This is a genomic window from Steroidobacter flavus, assembly GCF_042651805.1.
Taxonomy (GTDB): domain Bacteria; phylum Pseudomonadota; class Gammaproteobacteria; order Steroidobacterales; family Steroidobacteraceae; genus Steroidobacter; species Steroidobacter flavus.
Window position 1 is genome coordinate 148,454 of record NZ_JBHSDU010000002.1, and the last position, 26,383, is coordinate 174,836.

Here is a 26,383-nt window from a genome sequence, read left to right on the forward strand (position 1 = left end):
CACCATGCGCGCGATGATTCTCGCAGCCGGTCGGGGTGAGCGTATGCGTCCGCTGACGGACCACACTCCCAAGCCGCTGTTGACCGTGGCGGGTAAGCCGATGATCCAGTATCACATCGAGGCGCTTGCCGCCGCGGGTGTGCGTGAGATCGTCATCAATCTTGCTTGGCTGGGGGCGCAGATTCGCGCGGCCATTGGCGACGGCTCGCAGTTCGGCGTGCGCATTCAATACAGCGACGAAGGCGACGCCGCACTGGAAACCGGCGGCGGCGTGTTCAAGGCGCTGCCGTTGCTTGCTGGCCCGTCAGGGACCGATCCATTCGTCGTCGTCAGCGGCGATGTGTGGACCGAGTATCCATTGGGCGACGTCATCCAAAGACTTTCGGCCAGCGACATGGCCCACTTCGTGGTCGTGCCGAATCCGGACTTTCATGCGCGCGGCGATTTCGGTCTGGCGGGCGATCGGCTCACCGATAACGGCGAACGTTACACGTACGCCAACATCGGGGTGATGCGGCCGGAATTCTTTGCGGGCTCATCGCCTGGCAAATTTCCGCTCGCGCCGCTGATGTTCAATTGGATCAGACAGAATCGGGTCAGTGGCGAGTTGTATCGAGGCGTGTGGCACAACGTCGGCACGCCTCAACAGCTGCAGCAGATCGATCAGGAAGCGTCGGCCCAGCGTCGCAGCAGGTTGTGATACAGGCCGGTGAGCTGCACCACGCTCGGATGATCGGGCACATCGCCACCCAGGCGTTGAATGGCGAGATCGAGATCGAACAATAGCGTGCGCTCGCCGTCATCGCGCACCATGCTTTGAATCCAGAAGAACGACGCGATCCGCGCGCCCCGCGTCACTGGCTGCACACGATGCAAGCTGGTGGCAGGGTAGAGCACCAGATCGCCCGCCGGCAGCTTCACGCTGTGCGAGCCGTAGGTGTCGTCGATCATCAGCTCGCCGCCGTCATATTCGGACGGCGACGCAAGAAACAATGTCGCGGAGATGTCGGTGCGAACTCGATGGGGAGTGTTACGCACCTGTCGGATGGCGTTGTCCACATGATTGCCGAACGATTGTCCGCCGGCGTAGCGATTGAACAGCGGCGGAAAAATCTTGAGCGGCAGCGCGCCGGCGAGGAACAGCGGATTGCGTTCCACCGCCGAGAGAATCATCTGCCCGAGCTGACGCGCGACCGGGGAGTCTTCGGGCAGCTGCGCGTTGTCTTTCGCTTTGGCCGATTGATGACCGGCGGTGACGCGGCCGTCGATCCAGTCGGCGGCGTCGAGCTGGCGGCGGCATTCGGCGACCTGCTCGGCGGTGAGGACATTGGGGACATGTAACAGCATGCGGCGGCCTCGCTGATAGCGCCGCGGCACGAGCGTGCTCGCGGCCCTTCGATCTTTAGAAGCTCAAGAATGCAGTGAGCTGCGCCGAGCGACCGGCGCCGGGCACATAGTGACCGCCGCCAAACCGGTCGACATACTCTTCGTCACTCAAGTTGAGCACATTGAGCCGCAGCGACACGTGGTCGTTGATGGTGTAGCTCGCCATCACATCGAACAGCGTTGCGCCATCGACCACCAGCGTGCCGAGCTGAGCGTTACGCGCGCGGACCATGTCGTCGATGTATTGCACGCCCAGACCGACCGTCAGGCCGAATGGGAAGACATAAGTCGTCCACGCGTTGGCGGAGAACTCCGGCACCAGCGGCAGCTCCTGGCCCTGCTCGAGCGCGTTGCGCGAGATCTTGTATTCGGTGTCGAGAAAGCTCGCGCCCGCGAGCACCGACCATTCGTCCGTGATCAAGCCGGAAGCGGACAGCTCCAGACCCTCGATCTGTTGCTTGCCGTCGAGAATGAACGGGTCAGTGTTGAAATTGCGCGTGCGCAGGTTTTTCTTTTCGGTGCGGAACACCGCGCCGTTCAGCGCGAGCCGCCGATCTAGCAGCTCCCATTTCACGCCGGCTTCGAGATTGGAGCTTTCTTCAGGCGGCAGCCTGACGTTATTCGCCGCCGTGGGCAAACTGCTCAGCCCCGAGCCGGTGGTGCCCGCGTCGACCGTGGGATCGAAGCCTGTGCCGTACGCGACATACAGTGTGCCCTCCGCGACAGGTTTGAACGTCACCGCGCCCTGATAAGTGATCTCTGTGTCCGAGCGAGACAACGACTCGGTCACCGCGCGCGTCGCGAAGTCGCGTGCCTGGTAGTCGACATCCACATTGTCACGACGCAGGCCCGCGGTGATCGCCCACTGATCGGTGAGCTTGAGAGTGTCGACGGCATACAGACCGATGCCTTCGATCTCGGTCTCGGACGGATTGCCGCTGTTGACCGGCATCGGACCGATCGGCAGCAGATTCGGATCGGGATGAAAGAAGTCCGGAATGATCGGCTGATTGGCGGTCTGCGAGCTGTTGCGGCCTTCGGTGGTCTCGCGCGACAGTTCCAGACCGGTCACCAGAGTATGTTCAATCGCGCCGGTGCTGAATTCGATTGTGACATCGGTGAGATTGGTGATGTTCTCGGTCTCCATGTCACGACGTTGCAGCTGCCGGTTTGGCGGACGCGGTGCCGTGATCGCGGAGGAGCGCTCGCTGTCCAGATAACGTAAGACGTTGCGCGCGGTGACGCGATCGCTGAAGTCGTGCTCGAGCTGCAGCGTGCCGCTCTTGGTCTCGATGTCCTCGAAATCGTAATGCTTCAGGCCATAGAAATTGCTTTGATCCACCGGAGGCGTCGTGTCATACGCGCCGGTGGGATATGTCACACCGTTTTGTGTGGTCGAGCCCCAAGGCAAACCGTAGTCGGGAACATTGTCCTCTTCGACATACAGCGCGCTGGCGGCGAAGCGCGTGGCGGTGCCGAGGCCGAGCGCAAACGAAGGCGCGATGCCCCAGCGCTTGTTCTCCACCACGTCGCGATTCGAGACTTCGGCATCGTGATACATCGCGTTCAAGCGGAACGCCATGCTGTCGCCGAGACCGAGATTGATGTCGCTGCTGACCCGTTTGTAATCGTCGCTGCCGTAACCGAGCGAATACTCCTGCGCGTCTCCCTGATGAGGCGTCTTCGTGACTTGATTGATCGCGCCGGACGTCGCGCTACGGCCGGCCATCGTGCCGGTCGGGCCCTTGATCACTTCCACCTGTTGCAGGTTAAACGAATCGCGCGTGTAACTGCCGACATCGCGCACGCCGTCGATGAACAGGCTGTTGCGCGCACTGGAGCCGCGCATCGAAAAATTCTGATCGCCCGGCAAGCCGCCGCCACCTTCGCCGGCTTGAAACGTGATGCTTGGTGAGTTGCGCAGGACATCGCGCAGCGTGGTCGCGGCCCGATCCCGGATCACCGACTGCGGAATCACCTGGATGGTCTGCGGAGTATCGAGCAGCGGCTGGGAATATTTCGGCGAGGAGGCCACATCCGTTTTCACGGAGTCTTCGACAGCATCGACCTGAATTTTCCGCATCTGTTGTGGCTCGCTGTCCGCGGCTTGCAGCTGCGGAGCTGCGGCCTGCAGAGCGGTGAATACAGCGGCCGCAAGAGTAGAGCGGCGCCCAACCATAGAGTCGCGCATAGCTTGAGTCTCCCTTTATGAATGAAGTCGACGTCGGGCTGGCGGACTTGGGCGCGCGGGGCGCACCGGTACTGGCTGGCTCTTTGTTATGTGAGTCCCACCTTAGGTGAGAAAGGTTCTCATTTGCAACCGGGGATCTACCAAGGCATGATTCGCGCTGTCGTTCCTTCGATAAGCAAATTTTCGAGCGCGAGAAGAGCCGTGTTCGCAGAAGATCATTCGCGGCGACTGTGTGTCGCCGCCACCATTGCGGGCGTGCATGCGCTCGGCCTCTATGTGGCGCTCACCTTTGCACCTCAGATCCGACTGGCTGTTGCGCAATCGCCTCTGACCGCGACCTTCGTATCTCAGCCTGAACCTGCGCCGCGAAGGGAGTTGCCACAGGTCGCCGTGGTAACGCCGCAACCGATTCTGCAGATGCCCGATCTGCCACAGATCGACATTCCCACGGAGCTCGCGCCCTCGGCTAAAGCGATCACTGTTCCTGTGCAGGCTCCGCCGCCGCCCGCCACGCAAGCGGCGGACCGGAGCACACCAAAGTTAGTGTCGACGGTTGAATATGTCCGCGAGCCTTCGCCCCGTTATCCACCTCAGTCACGGCGATTGAGAGAACAGGGACTGGTCGTCTTACGAGTCGTGATCGATGAGCGGGGCGAGGCGAGCAGCATTGAAATAGAAACGTCCAGCGGCCATGCGCGACTGGACGATGCCGCGCGCGACGCTGTGTTACGCGCCGCCTTCCGCCCCTACGTGGAAGACGGCGAGCCGCGTCGGGCGCTGGTGCTGATACCCATCGAATTCGCTTTAAATCGTGGGTCGGCGTAACTATTCGTCGCGTGCGCTGTCTCTAAATGAAGTCGTCCCGGAGAGAGTGTTGAGACCGGGCCGGCCGTTCATCATCGAGTGGAACAATCGACTACGGTAATCGTTGCCAGTACGGTGACCGGTGTGTCGCTTGGCGAGTTACATGAGCGGCCGCTTCCGTGCACGATGGTGCTGCAATGCCTGCGGCGTGAGCACATCAATGGTGCGCAAGGGGATTTGGGTTCGCGTTTCCTATCATCAAAGTTAGTTTACAAGTAGGTAGATTCTGTTTCGGAGTGCTTGCCTTCCTCGCAGAAACTTTATACCTTGCCCGCCGTTTCTGCGGTCTGTAGGACAACGCGTCAATACGGAATTTACGGACTTATTCCGGCCATCCCTGGATGGGGACGCGCGAGTGAAGGCCGGCAGAAACGGGGGTTGTATGCCCAATGAGCATACGCATCGAACGACCACTAACGGTTGCGCACTAACTATGCGGGGTTGACCTTGATCCCCGTGTTTTATTTTTGTTGAGCTGCAAAGCATGCCCTACGCACCAGCCACGGACACGTCGTTTTTCACCCGCCGCGGTCTCGTCCTCGCGATCATTATCGGATTGCACGTCGGGATGTTCTGGCTGCTGAATTCCGGTCTATCCCATCAGATCATCGACGTCGTGCTGGGCCCCATCGAAACCCGCATGATCGAAGAGGCGCCGAAGCAGGACGAGCCGCCGCCGCCGCCGCCGCCGAAGATTGAAACCCCGCCGCCGTTCGTGCCGCCGCCGGAGATCGACATCTCGATCGCGCCGGACGCGCCGCCGACCAACGCGATTCAACAGACCACTCAGGTGCGGCCGACCACGCCGCCGCCGGTCGCCGCTCCGCCGGCTCCGGTGTCGCGCACGGCGCCGAAGTCCGATTCGCGCCGGCCGCTGACGCAGCCTGAATATCCGCCTTCATCGCGTCGTGCCGGCGAAGCGGGCACTGTCATCCTCGAGGTCTACGTGCTCGAGAACGGCCGTGTCGGCGAAGCCAAAGTGAAGCAGTCGAGCGGTTTCCCCCGCCTGGACGAAGCGGCGGTGCGCGAAGTGAAGCGGTCCTGGCGCCTGGTGCCCGGTACCGAGAATGGCAAACCGGTTCCGATGTGGGGGCAGTTCGCCGTCACATTCAAACTCACGGACTGAGGCTTGTATTGCGTGACTCAGGGCCCGTAGCCGGGCCCCCGTAATGGCAAGAACGGCAAGTAAAACTCCACCCCTTTGACTTTCAGGTCATTGATTTAATCGTAGAGGACATCGTTCCATGGCAGCTCCGAACACCGAAAACGTCGAAAACCCCTTCGGCCTACAAGCACTGTGGGAGCAGGGTGGCGTCGTCGCGCACGGCACATTGATCATCATGGTGATCCTGTCGCTGGCCTCCTGGTACATCATTCTGACCAAGGCGTGGGATCAGCGCCGTCTGTTCAAGCAGTACAAGGAAGTCGAGAAGGGCTTCTGGTCCGCCGGCAACATCCGTGACGGCGCTGCCAAGCTGACCGGCAAGGACAACGCGTTCCGTATGATGGTGGAAGACGGCCTGCGCGCCGCCCAGCATCACGAAGGCCGCCTGACCGATCAGATCCCGCTGCACGAGTGGATCACCGCGTCCCTGTACCGCACGGTCGACTCCATCACCAAGCGTCTGAACACCGGTCTGTCGGTGCTCGCCACCACCGGCTCGACGGCTCCGTTCGTCGGTCTGTTCGGTACGGTGTGGGGCATCTACAACGCGCTGATCCAGATCTCCCTCGCCGGCCAGGCCTCGCTCGACAAGACCGCTGGCCCGATCGGTGAAGCGTTGATCATGACCGCCATCGGTCTGTTCGTCGCCGTGCCGGCCGTGTGGGGTTACAACTGGCTCCTGGGTCGTAACAAGGACATCATCGAGAAGCTGCGTTACTTCGCCTCGGACCTGCACGCCTACCTGGTGAGCGGCGCCCGCGTCGAGTCCGGCCCGCTCCCGGCCGCTGGCCGCGCTCCGGCCGCTGCCCCCGCCGCTGCGGTGACCCGCAAGTAATGTGAACGGCCCTGGATCCACTCTCGGATCCGGGGCCTTTCTTCATCGGAGCACGTTATGAGTTCATATCAAGGCATGTACGCTCCCTCGGAGACCGAGGACAAGGCCATGTCCGAGATCAACACGACGCCGCTGGTGGACGTCATGTTGGTGCTGCTGATCGTGTTCATGATCACCATCCCGGTGATCACGCACACCATCCCGGTCGAGCTGCCCAAGGTCCGTAACGAGGCGACCAAGACCGCGCCGGAAAACATCAATATCTCGGTGAACAAGGATGGCCAGATCTTCTGGAACCAGTCCCTGATCCCGGATACCGCCGCATTGCTGGAGCGCCTGAAGGGCGCCGCTGTGTTGAAGCCGCAACCCGAAGTCCACGTGCGTGCCGACCAGGCCACGCGTTACGAGTTCGTCGGTCGCGTGATTCTCACCGCGCAACGCGCCGGTATCCAGAAAGTCGGGTTCATCACCGAGCCGGGCGCGAACTCGCGTTAAGCGCCGCGCCCCTTAGAAGAGGTATTTGCCATGGCAATGAGTGTAGGCGGCGGTGGTGCAGACGAACCCATGATGGATATCAACACGACGCCGTTGATCGACGTCATGTTGGTGTTGCTGATCATGTTCATCATCACTTTGCCGGTGATGACGCACGCCGTGAAGCTGGATATGCCCCAGACCAATCGTCCGCCCCCGGAGAATCAGGTTCAGCAGGAGCCGATCCGTATCGACATCGACTGGGACGGCAGCGTGGTGTGGAACGGCTCGCTGGTGCAGCTGGATCAGCTGGAAGGCTACTTCCGGGCTGAAGCGGCTAAGAATCCGCAGCCCGAGCTGCACGTGCGTCCGGAGCGTCGTGCGAACTACGATACGGTCGCCAAGGTGCTGGCTCTGGCCCAGCGCAATGGCATGCAGCGCATCGGCTTCGTCGGCAACGAACAATTCATGGGCGAGTGATCGATTCAGCCCGGGTTCATGCCCGGGCTGATGCGATGCCGTTCGGATAAGCTCTTCAGGCGGCGGGGGTCGAAACAATTCCCGCCGCCGATCGTTTGTAGTCAACGACTCACAGTTTTCGGTATACCCTTGCACGCCGTACGGACGCGGCGGCCAGCGAATTTATGGCCCGGAACGCGGTCATAAGCTCAGGCACGATTTGTGTGGGCTGTGGGTCGATTCGCCCTTAGTTATAGATCGGGAAACCATATGACTCGAGTACGAAGTATTGCCGTCGCGATTTCTCTGGCCTTGGGAGCCGTGGTTCCCGCGGTGACGTTGCTGGCCCCCACGGCGCAGGCCGCCGAGGACAAGGCGCAGAACAAGATCACCACCAAGGCCGTCGCCGTTCCGCTCAAGGCCGCCCAGGAGGCCATGCAGAAGAAGCAGTGGGACGCGGCACTCACCGAGATCAAGAAGGCCGCCGCGGTCGAGAAGAAGACCCCGTTCGAGGCCTATCAGATCGACGAATTCATGGGCTTCGTGCTCATTCAGCAGAAGAAGTTCGGCGAAGCCGCGCCGGTGTTTGAGCGCATGCTGAACTCCGGTCTGATGCCGGCCGACCAGGTCGACGAGCGCACCAAGACGGTCGCCCAGTTGTATTTCCAGATGAAGGATTACAACAAGGCGTCGACCTGGGCCAAGAAGTGGCTCGAGAAGCACCCGAACACCGAAGACATGGGCATCCTGCTCGGTCAGTCGCAGTATCTGCTGAATGACTATAAGGGCGCCGCCGCGACCATGAGCAACGTGGTCAAGAACGCCGAGAAGGCCGGCCGCAAGCCCGACGAGAACTGGATCCAGATCGTCATGAGCTCGTACTTCAAGATGCAGCCGCAGGATAAGGACGGCATCGGCGAGGCGCTCAAGACCATGGTTCGCTACTACCCGAAGCCCGACTACTGGGAAAACCTGCTGGACATCTATCGCCGTAAGGCGAGCGGCGACCGCATGACCCTCGGCTACTACCGCCTGATGAACGACGTCGGCACCTTGAAGGACAAGGGCGACTTCGTGGAAATGGCGCAGCTGGCGATCGACGCCGGCGTGCCGGGCGAAGCTCAGAGCATCGTGCAGAAGGGCATGGATGCGGGCGTGCTGAAGAGCGCCGACAAGACCGAGCAGGGCCGCTATGACCGCCTGCTGACCCAGGCCAAGAAGCAGGCTGACGCCGACCGTGCCGAGCTCGCACAGCTCGCCACCGCGGCTGACAAGTCCAGCTCCGGCCAGCCGAGCGTCGCGCTGGGTCAGGCCTATCTGAGCTACGGCGAGACCGACAAGGCCATCGCAGCGTTGCAGAAGGGCATCAGCACCGGCACCGGCGTGACCGATCTCGACGAGGCCAACATCAGCCTCGGCATCGCCTACCTGAAGAAGGGTCAGAAGGACCAGGCCAAGCAGGCGTTCAACCAGGTGAAGGATGGCTCGAAGTGGAACGACCTGGCCGACCTGTGGGCCGTTCGCGCCCAGTCGACCTGATCGACCCATCTGACGTAATGTCGAAGAAGCCCGGCTCCCGGCCGGGCTCTGATCTGACTTAAAAAGCCCGGCTATCGCCGGGCTTTTTCGTTTCGGCCCCACATTCGGCCGGCCGTGATCGATTCGGCTAGAATGGCCGCCTTGGTTGCTGCCGGGCCGTCCCCATCTAATGCCGGCAGCCGGCCGTTTTTAGTGAGCCTTCAGTGACCGAATTCAAAGGCATCCCCATCGTTCGTAGCGGCGACAAGTACCGTACGCCGCAGGGCTTCAGCGCCATCAAGGACGGGATCAAGGCGTCTGCTCAATCCGCTCCCGTCGAGTTCGGTCGCAAGCCCACCTGGCTGCGTGCCCCGATGCCGGCCGGCCGCGGCTTCGATTCCGTCAAGAACACGGTGAAGGAACATCGGCTCGCGACGGTCTGCGAAGAAGCTAAATGTCCGAACATCGGCGAGTGCTGGAATGCCGGTACCGCCACCATCATGCTCATGGGTGCCGTTTGCACGCGCGCCTGTCGCTTCTGTGCCGTCGACACCGGCAACCCGCACGGTTGGCTCGATGCCGAAGAGCCGGCCAACAGCGCCCGCACCGTGCAGCTGATGAAGCTCAAATACGTCGTGCTCACCTCGGTGAATCGCGACGATCTGCCCGACGGCGGCGCCGCTCATTTCGCCGCGAGCGTGCGTGAGATCAAACGTCTCAATCCGAACACCGCGGTCGAAGCGCTGACGCCGGATTTCCAGGGCGTGATGGCCGATGTCGAAACGGTCGTCGCCAGCGGGCTCGAAGTGTTCGCCCAGAACGTCGAGACGGTGCGTCGTCTCACTCATCCGGTGCGCGACCCGCGCGCCAGCTACGAACAAACATTGGCCGTGCTCGGCCACGCCAAACGGTTCCGTCCCGACGTGCTGACCAAGACCAGCTTGATGCTCGGCCTCGGCGAGACCGACGAAGAGATCGAGACCGCGATGAACGATATGCGCACGGTCGGCGTCGACATCCTCACGCTCGGCCAGTACCTGCGGCCGACGCCGAATCATCTCGCCATCGAGCGCTGGGTCACGCCCGCCGAGTTCGAGAAATATCGCGAGTGGGCGCTGGCGAAAGGTTTCCTCGAGTGCGTGTCCGGGCCGCTGGTGCGCTCGAGCTATCGGGCCGAGCGTGCGCTGGAAAGAAACAATGCAGGATTGAAACCTGCCGTCGGCAGTCCTTGATGAAACGAGTGGCGTTGCCACTCTCGCGCTCATGTCGAATTCCACAGTAGCAGCCACCGCCGACACGTCGAGTCCGACGCAGCCGGTGGTGCGCTGGTTGGGCCGCGTCGACTACGAGCCCACCTGGCGTGCGATGCAAACGTTCACCAACGAGCGTGACGCGAGCACGCCCGACCAGATCTGGCTGCTCGAACATCCTCCCGTTTTCACGCTCGGCATGAATGCCGCGCCGGAGCATCTGCTCGCGCCCGGCGATATTCCCGTCGTGCAGATCGATCGCGGCGGGCAAGTGACGTACCACGGGCCGGGACAACTCGTCGTGTATCCGTTGCTGGATGTGAGAAGAGCCGGACTGGGAGTGCGTCAAATGGTGATGGCGCTGGAGAGTGCCGTCATCGATCTGCTCGCATCGTGGAACATCGAGGCGGTCGCGAAGCGCGAAGCGCCCGGTGTGTATGTAAACGGACGTAAAGTTGCCAGCATCGGGCTGCGGATCCGCCGCGGCAGCAGCTATCATGGCCTCGCGTTCAATGTTGCGATGGATCTCCAGCCGTTCCAGCGCATCAACCCCTGCGGCTATCGCGGCCTGGAAGTGACCGATCTTCGCTCGCTGGGCGTGAACGCAAGTGTGCAGGAAGTCGCGGATGCGTTGTCGCCGCGGCTGCTTGCGTCGTTGCAGCTGACGCCGGGCGTCGGCTAGCGAACAACCATGCGAAGGTTCCGCCATGCGAGCAGTCGTTCTCAGCAGCTATGGGCCGCCTCCTGAGCTTTCCGTAAAAGAGATTCCCGCGCCGGCGTTGAAGCCCGGCCATGTTCGTATCCGAGTGCACGCGGTGGGCTTCGGCTTTCCCGATGCGCTGATGGTGGCGGGCAAATATCAGGTCAAGCCGGAAGCGCCGTATACGCCAGGGAATGAAGTCGCCGGCGTGATTACTGAAGTCGCATCCGACGTTACAGAGTTCAAACCGGGTGCCCGCGTGCTTGCGATGGCGGGGCAGGGCGGACTCGCTGAAGAATGCGTTGCTCCTTCGCATACACTGATTCCGTTGCCTGGCTCGATGAGCATGGCCGCCGCCGCTGGTTTCTTGGTGAATTACGGCACGACGTATCACGCGCTCGTGCAGCGAGCAAACATTCAGCCGGGAGAAACATTGCTCGTGCTAGGCGCGGCCGGCGGCGTTGGCTTGACCGCGATCGAGATTGGCAAGGCGCTCGGTGCTCGAGTGCTGGCCGGTGCGAGTACGCCCGAGAAACTGGAACTGGCGAAGCGTCACGGCGCGGACGCGGTGTTCAATTACACGCAGGACACGATCAAAGCGAAGGTGATGGAATTCACTGGCGACCGCGGCATCGACGTCGCCTACGACCCGGTCGGCGCGGACTTCGCCGAGCAGGTCGTTCGCTCGATGGCTTGGAACGGGCGTTATCTCGTTATCGGCTTCGCTGGTGGGAAGATTCCCGCGATTCCGCTGAATCTCGCTTTGCTCAAAGGCTGCTCACTCGTCGGCGTCTTCTGGGGCGCGCACACCCGGAAGGAGCCGGCGGTTCATGCGTCGAACTTGAAGGCGCTGTTCGATCTGTTTGAGAGCGGGAAGATCAAGCCTCACGTTACTGAGCTCGAAGGTTTGGATCGATTTACCGAGGCGCTCGATGTTTTGAATACGCGGCGGTCGACAGGGAAGGTTGTTATTCGGGTCGCGGAAGACTAATTCGAAGCTGCCGGGAGGACCTACCTGACCCTCCCGCTGCCGATAGGGTGGCGGCGGTCTCGAAAGGCTCATCGAAACGTTTACAGCACCACCATCACGCGCTCATGCGCGGTGAGCTCGCGGTACAAATCGTCCAGCTGCTGTTTGCTCTGTGCCGTGAACGTGCAGGTGAGGCTCAGGTAGCTGCCGCTGCTGCTGGGCCGCTCTTCGATGTTGGAGGCTTCGATTGGGCCGGCGTGCTTCTGTACGATGCCAAGCACGATGCTGCGGAAGTCGTCCGTGTGTCGGCCCATGACTTTCAGGGGGAAGTCGCAGGGGAACTCGAACAGGGTGTCTTTGCTGGTATCGGTCATAGGGGCCCGATATGCGGCCAGGGCGGCGCTAAGTCAAGCCGCAATTCATCCCTCAGGGCGTGTAGGCCGGGGTGCCGGCCAGTTGCTGGCGGAGTTTGGTGAAAGCGTCCGCCATGCGCAGCCACGCCGGGCCCGGGCGACCGGTGCCTACCGGCGCGCCGTCGATGCGCGTCACGGGCAGCACGTCGCGAGTTGCGGCGGAGATCCAGACCTCGTCCGCGTTCCGTAGCTCATCCACAGAGATACGACGAATGTCCACCGGCATGACATTGTTCGCGAGCGACAGCGCGGCGTCGCGCGTCGTGCCGGGGAGAATGCGGTGACTGTTCGGCGGCGTGGCGACCACACCGTTCTTCACGACGAACACGCTGGTCGACGAGCCTTCCATGACGTCGCCGTCGCGCACGATGATGGCTTCGTTGGCGCCCGCGTCCGCCGCTTGCTGTTTCATCAGCACGTTGGCGAGCAACGCCGTACTCTTGATGTCACATCGCCCCCAGCGAAAATCTTCCACCGTGATTGCGGACAAACCAGCCGCGCGCTGAGCATCGGTGAAGACGGGCAGAGGCGAGGCCATCGCGAACACAGTGGACTTGACTGCCACGACCGGAAACGCGTGATTGCGCCCGTACTCCGCGCCACGACTCACCTGGACATAAACATAACAATCGCTGCTGGCATTGCGAGCGATCAGTTGTTCGAGAATGCCGCGCCACTCCTCGTGAGTGTGCGGATTCTCCATGCGGATCTCACGCAGGCTGCGAGCCAGCCGGTCGAAGTGCTCACGGAACAGAAACATCCGTCCGCCGAACACCGGCAGCACTTCGTACACGCTGTCGCCGAACAGAAAGCCACGGTCGAGCGGCGAGATTCGAGCATCGCGCAGCGCTACATACTCGCCATTGAGGTAGCACTGCGGCAGCGGATCGGGCATGGCTTAGTTCATTTGCGTGCGATGAATCAGTCGGCGGCGAGGCGGGCGTCGGGGAAGCCGAGCATGCGCAGACGTTTCACCACTTTATCAAATTCGTTGACGCTCGGAATCGGACCGACACGCACGCGGTACAGGGTCTTTCCTTCGACCTGGTCCTCACGCACGAACGCATTGTCGATGCCTTTGGATCGTAGCTGTCCGAGCAGTTTGCTTGCGTTGGCTTCGGTGCCGAACGCTCCTGCCTGTACATACAAATCGGACGTGGCGGCCGGTGCAGGCGGCGGTGCCGACTTTTGCATCGGCGTGAGCGCACGCACTTCGACGAACGTCGTGCCGGCCTTGATCATGCCGAGCTTGGCGGCGGCGGTGTAGGAAAGATCGATGATGCGACCTTCCTTGAACGGCCCGCGGTCGTTCACTCGCACGACCACGTGCTTGCCGTTGCTCAAGTTTGTGACTTGGACATACGCAGGCAGCGGCAGAGTCTTATGAGCCCCGGTCATGGCATACATGTCGTAGCTTTCGCCGTTGGAGGTATTGGCGGCGTGGAAGCCCGGGCCATACCAGGACGCGACGCCACGCTCGAGGTAACCCTCGGCGGTGTTGAGCACGAAATAACGCTTGCCCAGCACATCGTAGAACGGCGGATTGCCGCGAGCCGACTTGGGCTCGGCGCGAGGCACGGGGTCAGGAATGTTTTCTATGTCCGCCGGGATGGGCCCGGGCGGCGGCAGCGTCGGATGCTTGGGCGGGCTGATGACCGAAGGCGGCGTGGAGCAGCCGGCGACGATCAGAGCCAATAGCAGAGGAAGCCGATGAGACGTTGAGGGTCGCCAGGCCCGCGTCCTCATCTCTCGGTATCCCTCATGAAGTTCTGAACGGCCTCGCCCAAGTCGTGTACCGCCATGGCATACATCGGACTGCGGTTATACCGCGTGATGGCGTAGAAGTTGTTGAAGCCGACCCGATACAGCGGCCCGTCCTTGCCCTGGCCCACGACCAGCATGGCAGGCGCGTCCGGCGGCAGATCGGTCTCGAACTTCACGCCCTTGTCGCGCAATGATTGCACGGTCTCGTTCAAAGCCAACTTGGCGTCAAACCGCGACAGGTCCGGGTTGCTCAAGGTGGCGTCGACCGCCACCGGCTGACCGTTCACCCAGCCGTTTTCGACCAGATAATTCGCGATCGAGCCGATCACGTCGTCCCAGCTGTGCCACAGGTCGCGATGACCGTCGCCATCGCCGTCCACCGCCCACTTGCGATAGCTGGAGGAGATGAACTGCGCCGCGCCCATGGCGCCGGCATAGGAGCCGAGCACGGTGGCCGGATCGACCTTCTCCTCGCGCGACAACAACAGGAATTCTTTCAACTCGCCGAGGAAGAATTCGCCCCGCGGCGGGTAATCGAAGCCCAAGGTCACCAGCGCATCGAGCACCTTGTAGCGGCCGGTGATGCGGCCGAACGAGGTCTCCACGCCGAGGATGCCGACCACGATGTTCGCAAGCTGCGGATCGGGGATTTGCTTGAGCTTCTCACCATGGCCGACCCAGAAGTCGGCGCCCTGATTGATGCGCTTGTCCGTGAGGAAACGCTCGCGATATTCCCACCAGGGCACGACGCGCTCGGCCGGGCGGCTGATGGCATCGAGAATGGGTTGCCTGGTCTCCGCGGTCTTCAGCAGCGCTTCGAGCTTGGCTTTCTCGAAGCCGTGCTCGCGCGTCATGGTATCGATGAAGGAGCGGACTTCAGGGCGCTTGATATCGAAGGCGAGCGCAGGCGACGCAACAGCGGACAGGACCAAGGGCGCAAGGGATAGCAGATTCAATCTCAACGGCTCACCAGTTTCCGCTTCGCGCACAAGGACATGAGAATACCGAAACCGGCCATGAGGGTCACCATTGCAGTACCGCCGTAGCTGACGAACGGCAGCGGCACGCCGACCACCGGAAGCAGGCCGGTGACCATGCCGGTATTGACGAAAACATACACGCAGAACGTCAGCGCCAGGCTGCCCGAGGCCAGCCGCGAGAACGTGTCATGTGCGGTCGCGGACAGATACAACGCCCGACCGATGACAAACATGAACAGCAGAATGATGGTCACCAGGCCGATCAGGCCCCATTCCTCGCCGACCACCGCGAAGATGAAGTCGGTGGAGCGCTCCGGCAGGAACTCCAGCTGCGCCTGACTGCCGTTGAGATAACCCTTGCCGAACACGCCGCCCGAGCCGATCGCGATTTGCGATTGGATGATGTGATAGCCCGAGCCCAGCGGATCGCTTTGCGGATCGAGGAACGTGAGCACGCGTTGTTTCTGATAATCGTGGAGCAAGAAATGCCACGCGCCCACCGCGACCGGCACGAGCAAGCCGACCACCGAAAGGATGTATTTAATCTGCAAGCCGGCGAGCAGCACGACCATGCCGCCGCCCGCGGCGACCAGCAGCGCCGTGCCCAGGTCGGGCTGCTCGGCGATGATCAACGTCGGAATGCCGATGCCGAGGGCCAGCACCAACAACGATGTGAAGCTCGGCGGTAATGGCCGCTCATGCAGAAACCATGCGCAGGCCAGCGGCACCGCGAGCTTCATGATTTCGGACGGCTGGAAGCGCACGAAGCCCAAGTCGAGCCAGCGCTGCGCGCCCATCGCGATATCGCCTTGGAACATCACCGCCAGCAGCAGGAGCAGGCCGAGCACCCAGGCGACCGGCGCGGCATTACGAATGATCCGCGGCGGCACTTGAGCGAGCATGATCATCGAGATCAAACCGAGCGCGAAACGCATCAACTGCGCTTCGAGCATGTCGAGACTGCTGCCCGAGGCGCTGAACAGCACGATGCTGCCGACCGCACCGACCATACAGAGGGCGATGAACAGCGGGCCGTCGAGATGCAATGCCAGCAGCAGCTGCGCGGTGCCGGTCAGCGTGCGCTGAGTCCGTGATGTATCGATGGTATCGATGCTCATTCCTCACCTCGACGCGGTGGAGGCGGCGCTGCGGCGGGCGCCGGCTTCTTTTTCGCTTCCTGCTCTGCCAGCTGCTCGGGCGTCAACAAATAGGTATCGAGGATGCGACGGGCAATCGGGGCCGCGAATGCCGAGCCACCGCCCGGGGCGTTTTCAACAACAATGGCAACCGCGATGCGTGGTGCTTCGACAGGAGCGAACGCAATGAACAACGCGTGGTCACGCAGATGCTCCACCAACTCGCCGGCCTTCTTCACCCTTTCGTTGGCGGCGGCGGTGAACACCTGCGCCGTGCCGCTCTTACCCGCGATCTTGTAAAGCGCATTGGCGGTCGCGCCACGCGCGGTACCGTAAGGCGCGTTTGCGACGTCATACATGCCGCCGACCGCGATATCCCACGCAGCGGGATCCTTGACGTGCGGGGAGGGCAGCTCCGCCGGCTTGAGCTCCGTGATTTGACCGGTCGTCACATTGCGAATGGCGCGCACCAGTCTCGGCTTGAAGCGATGACCGCGACTGGCGATCGTCGCGGCGGCATGCGCCAGCTGCAGCGGCGTCGCATTCATATAGCCCTGACCGATACCGATACTGATCGTATCGCCGGGGAACCACATCTGCGCTTCCTTGCGACGGAACGCTTTCCTCTTCCACTCGGTGGACGGCAGCAAACCGGTTTTCTCACCGGGAATATCGATGCCGGTGAGGGCGCCCATGCCGAACTGCGACAGATAGTCGTGAATATGGTCCACGCCCATCTCGTTGGCGATGCCGTAGAAATAAACGTCGCACGAGGTCGCGATGGCTTTGCGCATGTCGACGGTGCCGTGACCGCCGGGTTTCCAGTCGCGCCACGGCCGGCTGACGCCGGGCATGCGATAGGCGCCACGACAGAACACCGAGTTCTCCGGCGTGACCACACCCGCGTCCAGTGCCGCCATCGCCATCATCGGCTTCACCGTCGAGCCGGGCGGATACACGCCGCGGATCACGCGGTCGTACATCGGCCGATCCGGATTCTCGGTCAGCGCCAGGTACTCGGTACGCGTCAGGCCGCGAGCAAACAAATTGGGATCGAACGCCGGCGTGCTGACGAACGCGAGAATGTCGCCGTTGTTGGGATCGATCGCGACGGCCGACGCGCGCTGACCGCGCAGCGCCTCTTCCGCCGCCTGCTGAGTGCGCATGTCGATGGTCAGGTACAGATCGTTGCCGGACACCGGCTCTTTGCGCTCGAGCTTTGCGGCTTCGTTACCGATGCGCTCGACGCTGCGGCCCTGGGCATTCACCAGCAACTGCTGCATGCCGGCTTTGCCGTGCAGCTGACCTTCGTACGCGTACTCGACGCCGTTCTTGCCGGTGAGCGTGGTGCCGGCGTATTCGTCGATGTTCAGACGTTTCTTGTCGTCCTCGCTGATCGCGCCGACATAACCGATGGCGTGCACGCTGCTTTCGGCCAGCGGGTAATACCGAGTCAGACGCGGGCGAATCTCGACGCCCGGAAACTGATGGCGTCGGGCTGCAAAACGAGCCACCTCGACCTCGGTGAGCTGCAGCTTGATCGGCACTGCGTCGAAGCTGCGCCGGCCGCGCAGGTCGCGCTTGATGGTGGGAATGTTGTCCTTGTCGATCAGCCCGATCTCGGCGATGCCGTTCAAGGTGGCGTCGATGTCCTCGACCTGCTCCTTGGTCAATTCCAATTGATAGGACGGCGCGTTGGTCGCGAGCGGCAGGCCGTTGCGATCCAGGATCAGGCCGCGGTTGGGCGGAATCGGCTCAATACGAATCCGGTTACCTTGCGACAGGTCCGCGAAGTAGTCGTACTTCACGACCTGCAGCCACACCAGGCGCGAGATCACCAGGCCCATGGCGATGACCATGAGCACGGCCGCGATGACCGCCCGCTGTTCGAACAGCTGGCTTTCGGCGTGATGATCCTTGATGCGGACGGAGCGAGACATCGCTAACTCGGTGACGGACCGCTAGCGGTTCCGCCGGTTCCAGGTATCCAGCCCGGCGACCAGGATGGGCCACAGAATCGCGCCGCTGATCACCGGCAGCCAGCGCATCCAGGTCGTGACCGGCTGGCCGATGATGCCATCCAGCCAGAAGACGATGAACTGATACAGCGCCAGGAATGCAAACACGGTGAGCGTCTGCTGGGAGAGCGGAAAGATACGGATACGCAGCTGGAATTTGTGAGTCAAGTAAGCCACCGCCAGAAACGCCAGCGCGTGCTGCCCGAGAATGATGCCTTTGAGCACATCGATGGACAGGCCGCACAGCCAGGCGAACAGCAGGCCGGCGATGCGGGGCGCGCTCAGCGACCAGTAAATCACCAGCAATAACAGCAGGTCCGGCCGGGCCGCGTTGATCGGCTCGGGCAGCGGCAGCACTGCGAAAATGATCGCCAGGATCACCGTAAAGGTGACGCGCACGCGACTGATACGACCGTCACTCACGATGGCTCGTCCGGGCCCTGACTGGGAAGGAGGGCGTCATTTATTCCTGGGGCGGCTGGGTCTGCGGCAGCGGCTGCGTTCCTGGCGGCGCGGGCTGCGCGGGCTCTTGAGCCGCGGGCGCCGGCTGCGCTGACGTCGCAGGTGCAGGTGTCGCAGTCGATGTTTCGGCCGCGGGTTTCGATTCTGTAGCCGCCGGTTTGGGCTTCGTCGCCGGTGGTTCCACCTGCGGCGTCTCGTCCCACAACAGCAGCACTTCGCGATCGCGGTCGAGCTGAGCCAGCGGCTTGGCTTCCACCAGCGCGAACGTGTCGGCCGGATTGCGCTCCACCTTGCTCACACGGGCGACCGGATAACCGGCCGGGAAAATGCCATCGAGGCCGGAGGACACCAGCAGGTCGTCGGGCTTCACATCCGATTCCACCGTCATGTAAGGCAGGCTGAGCTTGCCCAGATCGCCCGCGCCCACTGCGATGGAGCGGATGCCGTTACGGTTAACCTGAACGGGAATGGCGTGCTCGGCGTCGCTGATCAGGATGATGGTCGAGGTGTATCGATCCACCTGAACGACCTGGCCGACGATGCCGAACGCGTCCAGCACCGGCTGATTCTTGAACACGCCGTCGTCGCTGCCTTTGTTGATTCGCACGCGATGGCGGAACGGGTCGACATCCACCCGCATGATTTCCGCGATCATGGTCCGCCCGCCGACGCCGGCCGACGCTTCGCGCACGGCCCGCAGACGGACATTCTCTTCACGCAAGGAATCGAATTGCAGCAGCTTGACGCGTGCTTCGCGCAGCTGTTCAGAAAGCTCGCTGTTCTCGGTTCGCAGCCGGTCGCGGTCGGCGAAGCTGCCGGTCAGCCAGTCCCAGGCCTGGCCGGGCGTCTGCACGACGGCATACACCGGCGAGGCCGCGGCCCCCAGCCACTGGCGCACGGTCTCCAGATAGTTGCTGCGATGGTCGAGCATCATCATGCCGACCGACACAATTCCGAGAAAAAACAAGCCGGCACCGAGCGGTGGGCCTCGGCCAATGATGTTCCGGCTGTCGGAGCTAAGGGTCACCATAGGTGATAGGGCGAACTAGCTACAGTTCGCCGCAAAGGCTATTCCAGATTGAATAGCGCGGGACCGTGCTCGTCGATGAGCTCCAGCATGCGGCCGCCGCCGCGGGCCACGCAGGTCAGCGGATCTTCCGAGACCACCACCGGCAGACCGGTCTCTTCCATCAACAGCTTGTCGATGTCACGCAGCAGGGCGCCACCGCCGGTGAGCACGATGCCGCGCTCGGCCACGTCCGCGCCCAGTTCGGGCGGCGTCTGTTCCAGCGCCACTTTCACCGCGCCGACGATGCCGGCCAGCGGTTCCTGCAACGCTTCGAGGATTTCGTTCGAATTGAGCGTGAACGAACGCGGCACGCCTTCGGACAGGTTGCGGCCCTTCACGGAAATCTCGTTCACCTGCTGGCCGGGATAGGCCGAGCCGATTTCGATCTTGATCTTTTCGGCCGTGGCTTCGCCGATCAGGATGCCGTAGTTACGGCGCACGTAATTGATGATGGCGTCGTCGAAGCGATCGCCGCCGATGCGCACCGACGAGGCGTACACGATGCCGTTGAGCGAGATGACCGCGACTTCGGAAGTACCGCCGCCGATGTCGAGCACCATCGAGCCGCGCGCTTCATGAACCGGCAGGCCGGCACCGACCGCGGCGGCCATCGGCTCTTCGATCAGCCGTACCCAGCGGGCACCGGCGCCTTCGGCCGATTCCTGAATCGCGCGCCGCTCGACCTGGGTCGAGCCGTACGGCACGCAGATCAGCACGCGCGGGCTGGGACGCATCAAACGATTGCCGTGCACCTTCTCGATGAAGTACTGCAACATCTTCTCGGTGACGGTGAAGTCGGCGATCACACCGTCTTTCATCGGGCGAATCGCGGTGATGTGGCCGGGCGTGCGACCCAGCATGTTCTTCGCTTCCTGACCGACCGCCTCGATCTTCTTGCCGGCGCGACCCGGCTCTTCACGGATCGCGACCACCGAAGGCTCGTTCAGCACGATGCCTTTGCCGCGCACGTAAATGAGGGTGTTTGCAGTCCCCAGATCGATCGACAGGTCGTTGGAAAAATACCCGCGTAGGTTTTTAAACATGGTTGTTGTGCGTCGAGCGTACGGGTCGAGGCGCGAAGGAAGGGGAGGCAAAAAAGTTGCGGTACTCTAGCAACGGGTTTCACATAGCACAAGCTTTCAGGTGTATGATTACGCCGCAATTTTCCAGGGATTTTTGCGGTCTTTTTTGCTCCTCGTTACGCTTTCGCCTCATGCCATGGCGAGCGTGAGGTCTCACTGCCCGCGCTTTCTTTCAAGTCTTTCAGCGGAAGTTTCGGCTTATGAGTCTTACCGATAACGATGTGAAGAACATCGCGAAGCTGGCGCGCCTCAAGCTCAGCGACGAGCAGCTGCCGGTGTATGTGGACAGCCTGTCGAAGATCTTCGACTTCGTCGCGCAGCTCAACGCCGCGGATACCGCGTCGGTGGAGCCGATGGCGCATCCGCTCGCGGATCAGGTGCAACGGATGCGCCCGGACGAAGTGCTGGATACCGACCAGCACGCTAAATATCAGCGCAACGCGCCGCGCGTCGAAGCGGATCTGTATCTCGTGCCCAAAGTGATCGAGTGAGCCATGACTGAACTGCATCACCTGACGTTGGCCGAGCTCAACGAGGGACTGCGGGCGCGCCGCTTTTCCAGCGTCGAGCTCGCCAAGCATTTTTTAGCGCGAATCGAGCGCTTGAACCCGACGCTGAACGCGTTGATCACCGTCACTCCCGAGTACGCATTGTCCGCGGCGCAACGGGCCGACGAGTTGCTGGCCTCGGGCGAGGCGGGTGCATTGGCCGGCCTGCCGCTGATTCATAAAGACATCTTCTGCACGGACGGTGTATTGACCACGTGCGGCTCGCGCATGCTGTCCAACTTCGTCGCGCCATACGACGCGACCATCGTCGAGAAGCTGTCGCAATCTGGCGTCGTCATGCTGGGCAAAGCGAACATGGATGAGTTCGCGATGGGCTCGTCGAACGAAACCAGCTACTACGGCCCGGTGAAAAATCCGTGGGACCTGAAAAAAGTACCGGGCGGCTCATCGGGCGGCTCGGCGGCCTCGGTCGCCGCGCGACTCGCGCCGGTCGCCACCGCGACCGATACCGGCGGCTCGATTCGTCAGCCCGCGGCACTCACCGGTTTGACCGGCTTGAAGCCCACGTATGGACGCGTATCTCGATACGGGATGATCGCGTTCGCTTCCAGCCTCGATCAGGCCGGCACGATGACCATTACCGCGAAAGACGCGGCGATGGTTCTGCGTGACATGGCCGGTTTCGATCCGCGCGACTCCACCAGCGTCGACACGCCGGTGCCCGATTACGTCGCGAGCCTCGATCAGCCGCTCGCCGGTTTGAAGATCGGCCTGCTGAAAGAGTTCTTCGAAAGCGGCCTGGAAGAGTCGACGGCCAAGCTGATCCGCGAGGCGCTGCAGGTATATGAGCGGCTCGGCGCGAAGCTCATCGAAGTGAGCTTGCCGAATCTGCCGTTGTCGGTGCCTACCTATTATGTGGTTGCGCCGGCGGAGTGCTCGTCGAACCTGTCGCGATTCGACGGCGTGCGCTTCGGCTATCGCTGCGAGAACCCGCAAGGCCTCGAAGATCTCTACATGCGCTCGCGTGGCGAAGGCTTCGGTGCCGAAGTCAAACGTCGCATCATGACCGGTACGTATGTGCTGTCTGCCGGTTACTACGACGCGTATTACCTGCGCGCCCAGAAGGTTCGCCGTTTGATCACGGATGACTTCGCTCGCGCCTTCCAGCAAGTCGATGTGTTGATGGGTCCGACCTCGCCGACGCCGGCGTTCGACATCGGCGCCAAGGTGGACGATCCCATCACCATGTACTTGAACGACATCTACACCATCGGTGCCAACCTCGCGGGCCTGCCGGCCATGTCGATTCCGTGCGGCACGGTGGATGGCCTGCCGGTCGGATTGCAGATCATCGGTCCGCACTTCGCCGAGGCTAAATTGCTCAACGTCGCGCACGGCTATCAGAACGAGACGCTGTGGCATCGAGACATTCCGAAAGGTTACGCATGATGAGCTGGGAAACCGTCATCGGTTTGGAAATTCACGCGCAGCTGGCAACGCGTAGCAAGATCTTTTCCAGTGCCGCCACCGCGTACGGCGCGGCGCCGAACGCACAAGCGAATCTGGTCGATCTGGGCTATCCCGGCGTGCTGCCGGTGTTGAATCGCGAAGCGGTGCGCATGGCCGTGAAGTTCGGTCTCGCGATCGGCGCGCAGATCTCGCCGCGTTCCATCTTCGCGCGCAAAAACTATTTCTATCCCGACCTGCCGAAGGGCTATCAGATCAGCCAGTACGAAAAGCCCGTGGTCGAGAAGGGCTCGATGCCGATCCTGCTCGAGGATGGCTCGGTCAAAGTCGTCGGCATCACTCGTGCGCATCTTGAAGAGGATGCGGGCAAGTCGTTGCACGAGGATTTTCAGGGCGCGTCCGGTATAGACCTGAATCGCGCCGGCACGCCGCTGCTGGAAATTGTCTCCGAGCCCGACATGCGCTCGGCCAAGGAAGCGGTCGCGTACCTGAAGAAGATTCATACGCTGGTGCGCTACCTGGAGATCTGCGACGGCAACATGCAGGAAGGCTCGTTCCGCTGTGACGCCAACGTCTCGGTGCGCCCGAAGGGCCAGGAGAAGTTCGGCACCCGCTGCGAGATCAAGAACCTGAACTCGTTCCGTTATATCGAGAAAGCGATCAACTACGAGGTTGCGCGCCAGATCGAAGTGATCGAGGGTGGTGGCAAGATCAAACAGGAAACGCGTCTGTTCGATCCCGAGAAGGGCGAGACGCGCTCGCTGCGCTCCAAGGAAGAGGCCAACGACTATCGCTACTTCCCGGATCCGGACCTGTTGCCGGTGGTGATCGAGAAGGACTTCATCGAGGGCGTGCGCGGCACGCTGCCCGAGTTGCCGGATCAGAAAGCGGCTCGTTACGTCGAGAAGTTCGGCCTGTCCGCGTATGACGCGGGCGTGCTGACCGCGAGCCGTGAGATGGGCGACTTCTACGAAGCGGTGCTCGCGTCGTTGAAGTCGAAGAATCTCGAAGGCAACGAGAAGCTTGCGGCGAACTGGACGATGGGTGAACTGTCGGCGGCGCTCAACAAGGACGGCGTCGAGATTACCGAGACGCGCATCGATGCCCCGCGCCTCGCGGGCCTGCTGGCCCGAATCGCGGATGAGACCATCTCCGGCAAGATCGCCAAAGAGGTGTTCGAGTCGATGTGGGCGGAGGGCAAAGATGCCGATGCCATCATCGAGGCCAAGGGCCTGAAGCAAATCACTGACACGGGTGCCATCGAAAAGACCATCGACGAGGTCATGGCGGCCAATCCCAAGCAGCTCGCGGACTACCGATCCGGCAAGGACAAGCTGTTCGGCTTCTTCGTCGGGCAGGTGATGAAGGTCACCGGCGGCAAGGCCAACCCGGCGCAAGTCAATGATCTGTTGAAGAAGAAGCTGGCGGGATAAGGGCCCGTTTCAAAACAATCCAGGCTGTTGAAAAACAGCCTGGCGGGCTAATGTAACGGCGGATGAGTACCATCATCCGCCTCCCCGTCACCCCGGCCGAAACTCCTGTCATGCACGATCGCGATTGCCTGCACAGATTCCTGTTCGAGCACTATCCGATTCGCGGCCACATCGTCCACCTGGACGCTTCGTGGCGCGCGTTGCTCGAGCATCGCGAATATCCGCCCGTCATTCGCGACACCCTCGGTGAGGCGGTCGCAGCTTCCGTGCTGCTGGCAGCCACCATGAAGTTCGATGGGACGCTGAGTCTGCAGCTCAAGGGGCAGGGGCCGATGCATTTGATGCTGGCCCAGTGTTCGGATGCGTTGGGCGTGCGGGCGGTGGCTCGTTACAAGGACGCTGAGTTTCGACCCGATCTCGCCTCGCTGTCCGGCGAAGGCAGCTTGACGGTCACGGTCGAGAACGAGGACTTGTCCCAGCGCTATCAAGGCATCGTGCCGTTGACCGGCGAGCGGCTGTCGGACTGCCTGCGCAATTATTTCGAGTCGTCCGAGCAGTTGCCGACACGCTTGTGGCTGCATGCGGATGAGAACGGCGCGTCGGGGCTGCTGTTGCAGCGGCTGTCGGATGACTCTGTGAAGTCACGCACGGTGGGCTCGCGTGCGCATGAAATGAATCGGGCGGAGATCGATGACGCGTGGAATCGAGTGCAAATGCTCGGCGACACGCTGAAGCCCGAAGAGCTGCAGACCTTGAGCGATCGAAACATCCTGCGCCGGTTGTTCGCTGAAGACGATGTGCGCTTGTTCGAGTCCGCCCCGGTTTTCTTCAAATGCCGCTGCTCTCGCGAACGCGTCGTCGGCATGCTCAAGGCGCTCGGGCCGGAAGAAGTGCGCTCGGTGCTCGCGGAGCAGGGCCACGTCGAAGTTCGCTGTGATTTCTGTAATCGCGCGTATCGCTTCGACTCCGTCGACGTCGAGCAGCTGTTCGCCGGCACGGCTACGCCGACTACTGACGCGCCTGATCGGCGGCACTGAGTTTTTTCGGAGAAGAGGCGCGGTGGTTCGCGCCGCCGAAACGTTGGTCTCAAGTTCGGTCCGGGGCGCTTTCGCCGGCGCGCGGTGGGAACTTCTGCCCTCACACGCGCCGATGTACTCTGGCTTCTCTCCTCCTTGCGAAACCTCTTCCTCCGTGAAAGCTGTCCTCTTCGAAACATTCGGTGGCGCTCTCAACTGCGTCGACGTGCGAGATCCCGCTCCGGCGCCGGGCGGCGTAGTCATCAAAGTCGAAGCTTCCGGCATCTGTCGTAGCGACTGGCACGGTTGGATGGGCCACGATGCCGACCTCCGACTTCCTCACGTTCCCGGTCATGAGCTCGCCGGCGTCGTTGTAGCCACGGGTGCGAACGTGACTCGATTCAAGGTAGGCGATCGAGTCACCGTGCCGTTCGTGAGTGGCTGCGGTCGTTGTGAGCAATGCTCGAAAGGTCAGCAACAAATCTGCGCGACCCAGTTTCAGCCGGGCTTCACCGCGTGGGGATCGTTTGCTGAGTTCGTGGCGGTCGATTACGCGGACATCAATCTGGTCAACCTCCCAGAGAGCATCGACTTCGTCACCGCGGCCAGTCTGGGCTGCCGGTTCGCGACGTCATTTAGAGCTGTCGTCGATCAGGCGCGAGTGCAGCCCGGTGAGTGGGTGGCGATTCATGGCTGTGGAGGAGTGGGGTTGTCGGCGATCATGATCGCGAACGCCATGGGCGCGCGTGTCATCGCCGTCGATATCGATCAAGCCAAGCTCGACTTCGCGAAACGCCTCGGCGCCGAGGTCGGCGTGCTCGCAAACGCTGACATCAAAGCGGCAATCCTCGAACACACGCGCGGTGGCGCGCACGTATCCATGGACGCGCTCGGCAGCCGCGTCACCTGCTACAACTCCATCGCCTGCCTGCGGCCGCAAGGTCGCCATGTCCAAGTCGGCCTGATGCTCGGCGCGCACGCCGATCCGCCGGTGCCGATGGGCCTGGTCATCGCGAAAGAGCTGCAGGTGATGGGCAGCCACGGCATGCAGGCCCACCGGTACGGCGCCATGCTGGACCTGATCCTCATGCGTCGAGTGCAGCCGCAGTTGCTCGTCGAAAAGACTATCGCGCTTTCCGCGGCACCGGCCGCGCTTGCTGGCATGGATAACTTCCGCGGCACAGGCATCACCGTTATCAACGATTTCGTGCGCTAAACGCGT

The 26,383-nt window shown here is 62.1% G+C and carries 26 protein-coding genes; 15 read left to right on the forward strand and 11 right to left on the reverse strand.

Annotated elements, in window-relative coordinates:
• The first annotated feature begins 4 nt into the window (after positions 1-4).
• A complete protein-coding gene (gene murU, locus ACFPN2_RS04830; RefSeq protein ID WP_380595493.1) occupies positions 5-700 on the forward strand; it encodes an N-acetylmuramate alpha-1-phosphate uridylyltransferase MurU in 696 nt (231 codons plus the stop codon).
• Here murU and ACFPN2_RS04835 read toward each other — a convergent pair.
• Positions 664-1,347 (reverse strand): Fe2+-dependent dioxygenase, encoded by a 684-nt coding sequence (locus ACFPN2_RS04835; protein ID WP_380595494.1) that lies wholly within the window; start codon positions 1,345-1,347, stop codon positions 664-666. The two genes, murU and ACFPN2_RS04835, sit on opposite strands and share 37 nt — an antisense overlap.
• A 55-nt stretch (positions 1,348-1,402) precedes the next feature.
• Positions 1,403-3,577 carry a TonB-dependent receptor gene (locus tag ACFPN2_RS04840; RefSeq protein ID WP_380595495.1) on the reverse strand — a complete coding sequence of 725 codons (2,175 nt, stop codon included), beginning with the start codon at positions 3,575-3,577 and terminating at the stop codon, positions 1,403-1,405.
• 201 nt (positions 3,578-3,778) lie between these two features.
• Between ACFPN2_RS04840 and ACFPN2_RS04845 the strand changes: the two genes are divergently transcribed.
• The 9 genes from ACFPN2_RS04845 (at position 3,779) to ACFPN2_RS04885 (ending at position 11,833) form a co-directional block, all read left to right on the forward strand.
• The gene (locus ACFPN2_RS04845) at positions 3,779-4,402 is read left to right on the forward strand and encodes an energy transducer TonB (RefSeq protein WP_380595496.1); all 624 of its coding nucleotides are present in this window, start codon (positions 3,779-3,781) and stop codon (positions 4,400-4,402) included.
• 523 nt (positions 4,403-4,925) lie between these two features.
• Positions 4,926-5,567, forward strand: a complete 642-nt coding sequence (locus ACFPN2_RS04850) for an energy transducer TonB (protein ID WP_380595497.1) — start codon at positions 4,926-4,928, stop codon at positions 5,565-5,567.
• Positions 5,568-5,685: 118 nt separating this feature from the next.
• Complete coding sequence (locus ACFPN2_RS04855; RefSeq protein ID WP_380595498.1) at positions 5,686-6,441, forward strand: MotA/TolQ/ExbB proton channel family protein; 756 nt, start codon at positions 5,686-5,688, stop codon at positions 6,439-6,441.
• Between the two features lie 57 nt (positions 6,442-6,498).
• Positions 6,499-6,936, forward strand: coding sequence for an ExbD/TolR family protein (locus tag ACFPN2_RS04860; RefSeq protein WP_380595499.1), 438 nt, complete (start codon positions 6,499-6,501; stop codon positions 6,934-6,936).
• A 30-nt stretch (positions 6,937-6,966) separates the two neighbouring features.
• Entirely contained in the window at positions 6,967-7,395 is a 429-nt protein-coding gene (locus ACFPN2_RS04865) for an ExbD/TolR family protein (protein WP_380595500.1), read from the forward strand.
• 249 nt (positions 7,396-7,644) lie between these two features.
• Positions 7,645-8,913, forward strand: coding sequence for a tetratricopeptide repeat protein (locus tag ACFPN2_RS04870; protein ID WP_380595501.1), 1,269 nt, complete (start codon positions 7,645-7,647; stop codon positions 8,911-8,913).
• 203 nt (positions 8,914-9,116) lie between these two features.
• Positions 9,117-10,124, forward strand: coding sequence for a lipoyl synthase (lipA, locus tag ACFPN2_RS04875; protein ID WP_380595502.1), 1,008 nt, complete (start codon positions 9,117-9,119; stop codon positions 10,122-10,124).
• 31 nt (positions 10,125-10,155) lie between these two features.
• On the forward strand, positions 10,156-10,824 hold the full coding sequence (gene lipB, locus ACFPN2_RS04880; protein ID WP_380595503.1) for a lipoyl(octanoyl) transferase LipB: 669 nt from the start codon (positions 10,156-10,158) through the stop codon (positions 10,822-10,824).
• Between the two features lie 25 nt (positions 10,825-10,849).
• On the forward strand, positions 10,850-11,833 hold the full coding sequence (locus ACFPN2_RS04885; RefSeq protein WP_380595504.1) for an NADPH:quinone oxidoreductase family protein: 984 nt from the start codon (positions 10,850-10,852) through the stop codon (positions 11,831-11,833).
• A gap of 80 nt (positions 11,834-11,913) precedes the next feature.
• On the opposite strand, the gene ACFPN2_RS04890 is transcribed toward ACFPN2_RS04885, so the two are convergent.
• The 9 genes from ACFPN2_RS04890 to ACFPN2_RS04930 are packed head-to-tail and all read right to left on the reverse strand — an operon-like array spanning position 11,914 to position 20,697.
• Positions 11,914-12,186, reverse strand: a complete 273-nt coding sequence (locus ACFPN2_RS04890; RefSeq protein ID WP_380595505.1) for a YbeD family protein — start codon at positions 12,184-12,186, stop codon at positions 11,914-11,916.
• Between the two features lie 52 nt (positions 12,187-12,238).
• Positions 12,239-13,120, reverse strand: coding sequence for a D-amino acid aminotransferase (locus ACFPN2_RS04895; protein ID WP_380595506.1), 882 nt, complete (start codon positions 13,118-13,120; stop codon positions 12,239-12,241).
• Between the two features lie 26 nt (positions 13,121-13,146).
• The gene (locus ACFPN2_RS04900) at positions 13,147-13,920 is read right to left on the reverse strand and encodes a septal ring lytic transglycosylase RlpA family protein (RefSeq protein ID WP_380595507.1); all 774 of its coding nucleotides are present in this window, start codon (positions 13,918-13,920) and stop codon (positions 13,147-13,149) included.
• 47 nt (positions 13,921-13,967) lie between these two features.
• Positions 13,968-14,945 (reverse strand): lytic murein transglycosylase B, encoded by a 978-nt coding sequence (gene mltB / locus ACFPN2_RS04905; RefSeq protein ID WP_380595508.1) that lies wholly within the window; start codon positions 14,943-14,945, stop codon positions 13,968-13,970.
• A gap of 2 nt (positions 14,946-14,947) precedes the next feature.
• A complete protein-coding gene (gene rodA, locus ACFPN2_RS04910) occupies positions 14,948-16,087 on the reverse strand; it encodes a rod shape-determining protein RodA (RefSeq protein WP_380595509.1) in 1,140 nt (379 codons plus the stop codon).
• Positions 16,084-18,045: a penicillin-binding protein 2 gene (mrdA, locus tag ACFPN2_RS04915; protein WP_380595510.1), complete on the reverse strand. Its 1,962-nt coding sequence runs from the start codon at positions 18,043-18,045 to the stop codon at positions 16,084-16,086. The genes rodA and mrdA overlap by 4 nt, the downstream gene beginning before the upstream one ends.
• Positions 18,046-18,066: 21 nt before the next feature.
• Complete coding sequence (mreD, locus tag ACFPN2_RS04920) at positions 18,067-18,546, reverse strand: rod shape-determining protein MreD (RefSeq protein WP_380595511.1); 480 nt, start codon at positions 18,544-18,546, stop codon at positions 18,067-18,069.
• Between the two features lie 40 nt (positions 18,547-18,586).
• Positions 18,587-19,615, reverse strand: coding sequence for a rod shape-determining protein MreC (gene mreC / locus ACFPN2_RS04925; protein WP_380595512.1), 1,029 nt, complete (start codon positions 19,613-19,615; stop codon positions 18,587-18,589).
• A 38-nt stretch (positions 19,616-19,653) separates the two neighbouring features.
• A complete protein-coding gene (locus ACFPN2_RS04930; RefSeq protein ID WP_116812772.1) occupies positions 19,654-20,697 on the reverse strand; it encodes a rod shape-determining protein in 1,044 nt (347 codons plus the stop codon).
• Positions 20,698-20,936: 239 nt separating this feature from the next.
• Here ACFPN2_RS04930 and gatC point away from each other — a divergent pair, with 239 nt between their 5' ends.
• The 5 genes from gatC to ACFPN2_RS04955 all read left to right on the forward strand — a co-directional run bounded on the left by gatC (position 20,937) and on the right by ACFPN2_RS04955 (position 26,377).
• Complete coding sequence (gatC, locus tag ACFPN2_RS04935) at positions 20,937-21,227, forward strand: Asp-tRNA(Asn)/Glu-tRNA(Gln) amidotransferase subunit GatC (RefSeq protein WP_380595513.1); 291 nt, start codon at positions 20,937-20,939, stop codon at positions 21,225-21,227.
• A 12-nt stretch (positions 21,228-21,239) separates the two neighbouring features.
• Positions 21,240-22,694 (forward strand): Asp-tRNA(Asn)/Glu-tRNA(Gln) amidotransferase subunit GatA, encoded by a 1,455-nt coding sequence (gene gatA / locus ACFPN2_RS04940; protein ID WP_380595613.1) that lies wholly within the window; start codon positions 21,240-21,242, stop codon positions 22,692-22,694.
• Positions 22,694-24,145, forward strand: a complete 1,452-nt coding sequence (gatB, locus tag ACFPN2_RS04945; RefSeq protein WP_380595614.1) for an Asp-tRNA(Asn)/Glu-tRNA(Gln) amidotransferase subunit GatB — start codon at positions 22,694-22,696, stop codon at positions 24,143-24,145. Before gatA ends, gatB begins: the two co-directional genes overlap by 1 nt.
• A gap of 62 nt (positions 24,146-24,207) precedes the next feature.
• The gene (hslO, locus tag ACFPN2_RS04950; protein WP_380595514.1) at positions 24,208-25,182 is read left to right on the forward strand and encodes an Hsp33 family molecular chaperone HslO; all 975 of its coding nucleotides are present in this window, start codon (positions 24,208-24,210) and stop codon (positions 25,180-25,182) included.
• Positions 25,183-25,336: 154 nt separating this feature from the next.
• A complete protein-coding gene (locus ACFPN2_RS04955) occupies positions 25,337-26,377 on the forward strand; it encodes a zinc-dependent alcohol dehydrogenase family protein (protein ID WP_380595515.1) in 1,041 nt (346 codons plus the stop codon).
• Positions 26,378-26,383: the final 6 nt, after the last annotated feature.

Excerpts from the sequence above, each read along its gene's own strand:
- murU (WP_380595493.1), top strand. The coding sequence starts at position 5 with ATGCGCGCGATGATTCTCGCAGCCGGTCGGGGTGAGCGTATGCGTCCG.
- ACFPN2_RS04835 (WP_380595494.1), bottom strand. The coding sequence starts at position 1,347 with ATGCTGTTACATGTCCCCAATGTCCTCACCGCCGAGCAGGTCGCCGAA.
- ACFPN2_RS04840 (WP_380595495.1), bottom strand. The coding sequence starts at position 3,577 with ATGCGCGACTCTATGGTTGGGCGCCGCTCTACTCTTGCGGCCGCTGTA.
- ACFPN2_RS04850 (WP_380595497.1), top strand. The coding sequence starts at position 4,926 with ATGCCCTACGCACCAGCCACGGACACGTCGTTTTTCACCCGCCGCGGT.
- ACFPN2_RS04855 (WP_380595498.1), top strand. The coding sequence starts at position 5,686 with ATGGCAGCTCCGAACACCGAAAACGTCGAAAACCCCTTCGGCCTACAA.
- ACFPN2_RS04860 (WP_380595499.1), top strand. The coding sequence starts at position 6,499 with ATGAGTTCATATCAAGGCATGTACGCTCCCTCGGAGACCGAGGACAAG.
- ACFPN2_RS04865 (WP_380595500.1), top strand. The coding sequence starts at position 6,967 with ATGGCAATGAGTGTAGGCGGCGGTGGTGCAGACGAACCCATGATGGAT.
- ACFPN2_RS04870 (WP_380595501.1), top strand. The coding sequence starts at position 7,645 with ATGACTCGAGTACGAAGTATTGCCGTCGCGATTTCTCTGGCCTTGGGA.
- lipB (WP_380595503.1), top strand. The coding sequence starts at position 10,156 with ATGTCGAATTCCACAGTAGCAGCCACCGCCGACACGTCGAGTCCGACG.
- ACFPN2_RS04885 (WP_380595504.1), top strand. The coding sequence starts at position 10,850 with ATGCGAGCAGTCGTTCTCAGCAGCTATGGGCCGCCTCCTGAGCTTTCC.
- ACFPN2_RS04890 (WP_380595505.1), bottom strand. The coding sequence starts at position 12,186 with ATGACCGATACCAGCAAAGACACCCTGTTCGAGTTCCCCTGCGACTTC.
- ACFPN2_RS04895 (WP_380595506.1), bottom strand. The coding sequence starts at position 13,120 with ATGCCCGATCCGCTGCCGCAGTGCTACCTCAATGGCGAGTATGTAGCG.
- rodA (WP_380595509.1), bottom strand. The coding sequence starts at position 16,087 with ATGAGCATCGATACCATCGATACATCACGGACTCAGCGCACGCTGACC.
- mrdA (WP_380595510.1), bottom strand. The coding sequence starts at position 18,045 with ATGTCTCGCTCCGTCCGCATCAAGGATCATCACGCCGAAAGCCAGCTG.
- mreC (WP_380595512.1), bottom strand. The coding sequence starts at position 19,615 with ATGGTGACCCTTAGCTCCGACAGCCGGAACATCATTGGCCGAGGCCCA.
- ACFPN2_RS04930 (WP_116812772.1), bottom strand. The coding sequence starts at position 20,697 with ATGTTTAAAAACCTACGCGGGTATTTTTCCAACGACCTGTCGATCGAT.
- gatC (WP_380595513.1), top strand. The coding sequence starts at position 20,937 with ATGAGTCTTACCGATAACGATGTGAAGAACATCGCGAAGCTGGCGCGC.
- gatB (WP_380595614.1), top strand. The coding sequence starts at position 22,694 with ATGAGCTGGGAAACCGTCATCGGTTTGGAAATTCACGCGCAGCTGGCA.
- hslO (WP_380595514.1), top strand. The coding sequence starts at position 24,208 with ATGAGTACCATCATCCGCCTCCCCGTCACCCCGGCCGAAACTCCTGTC.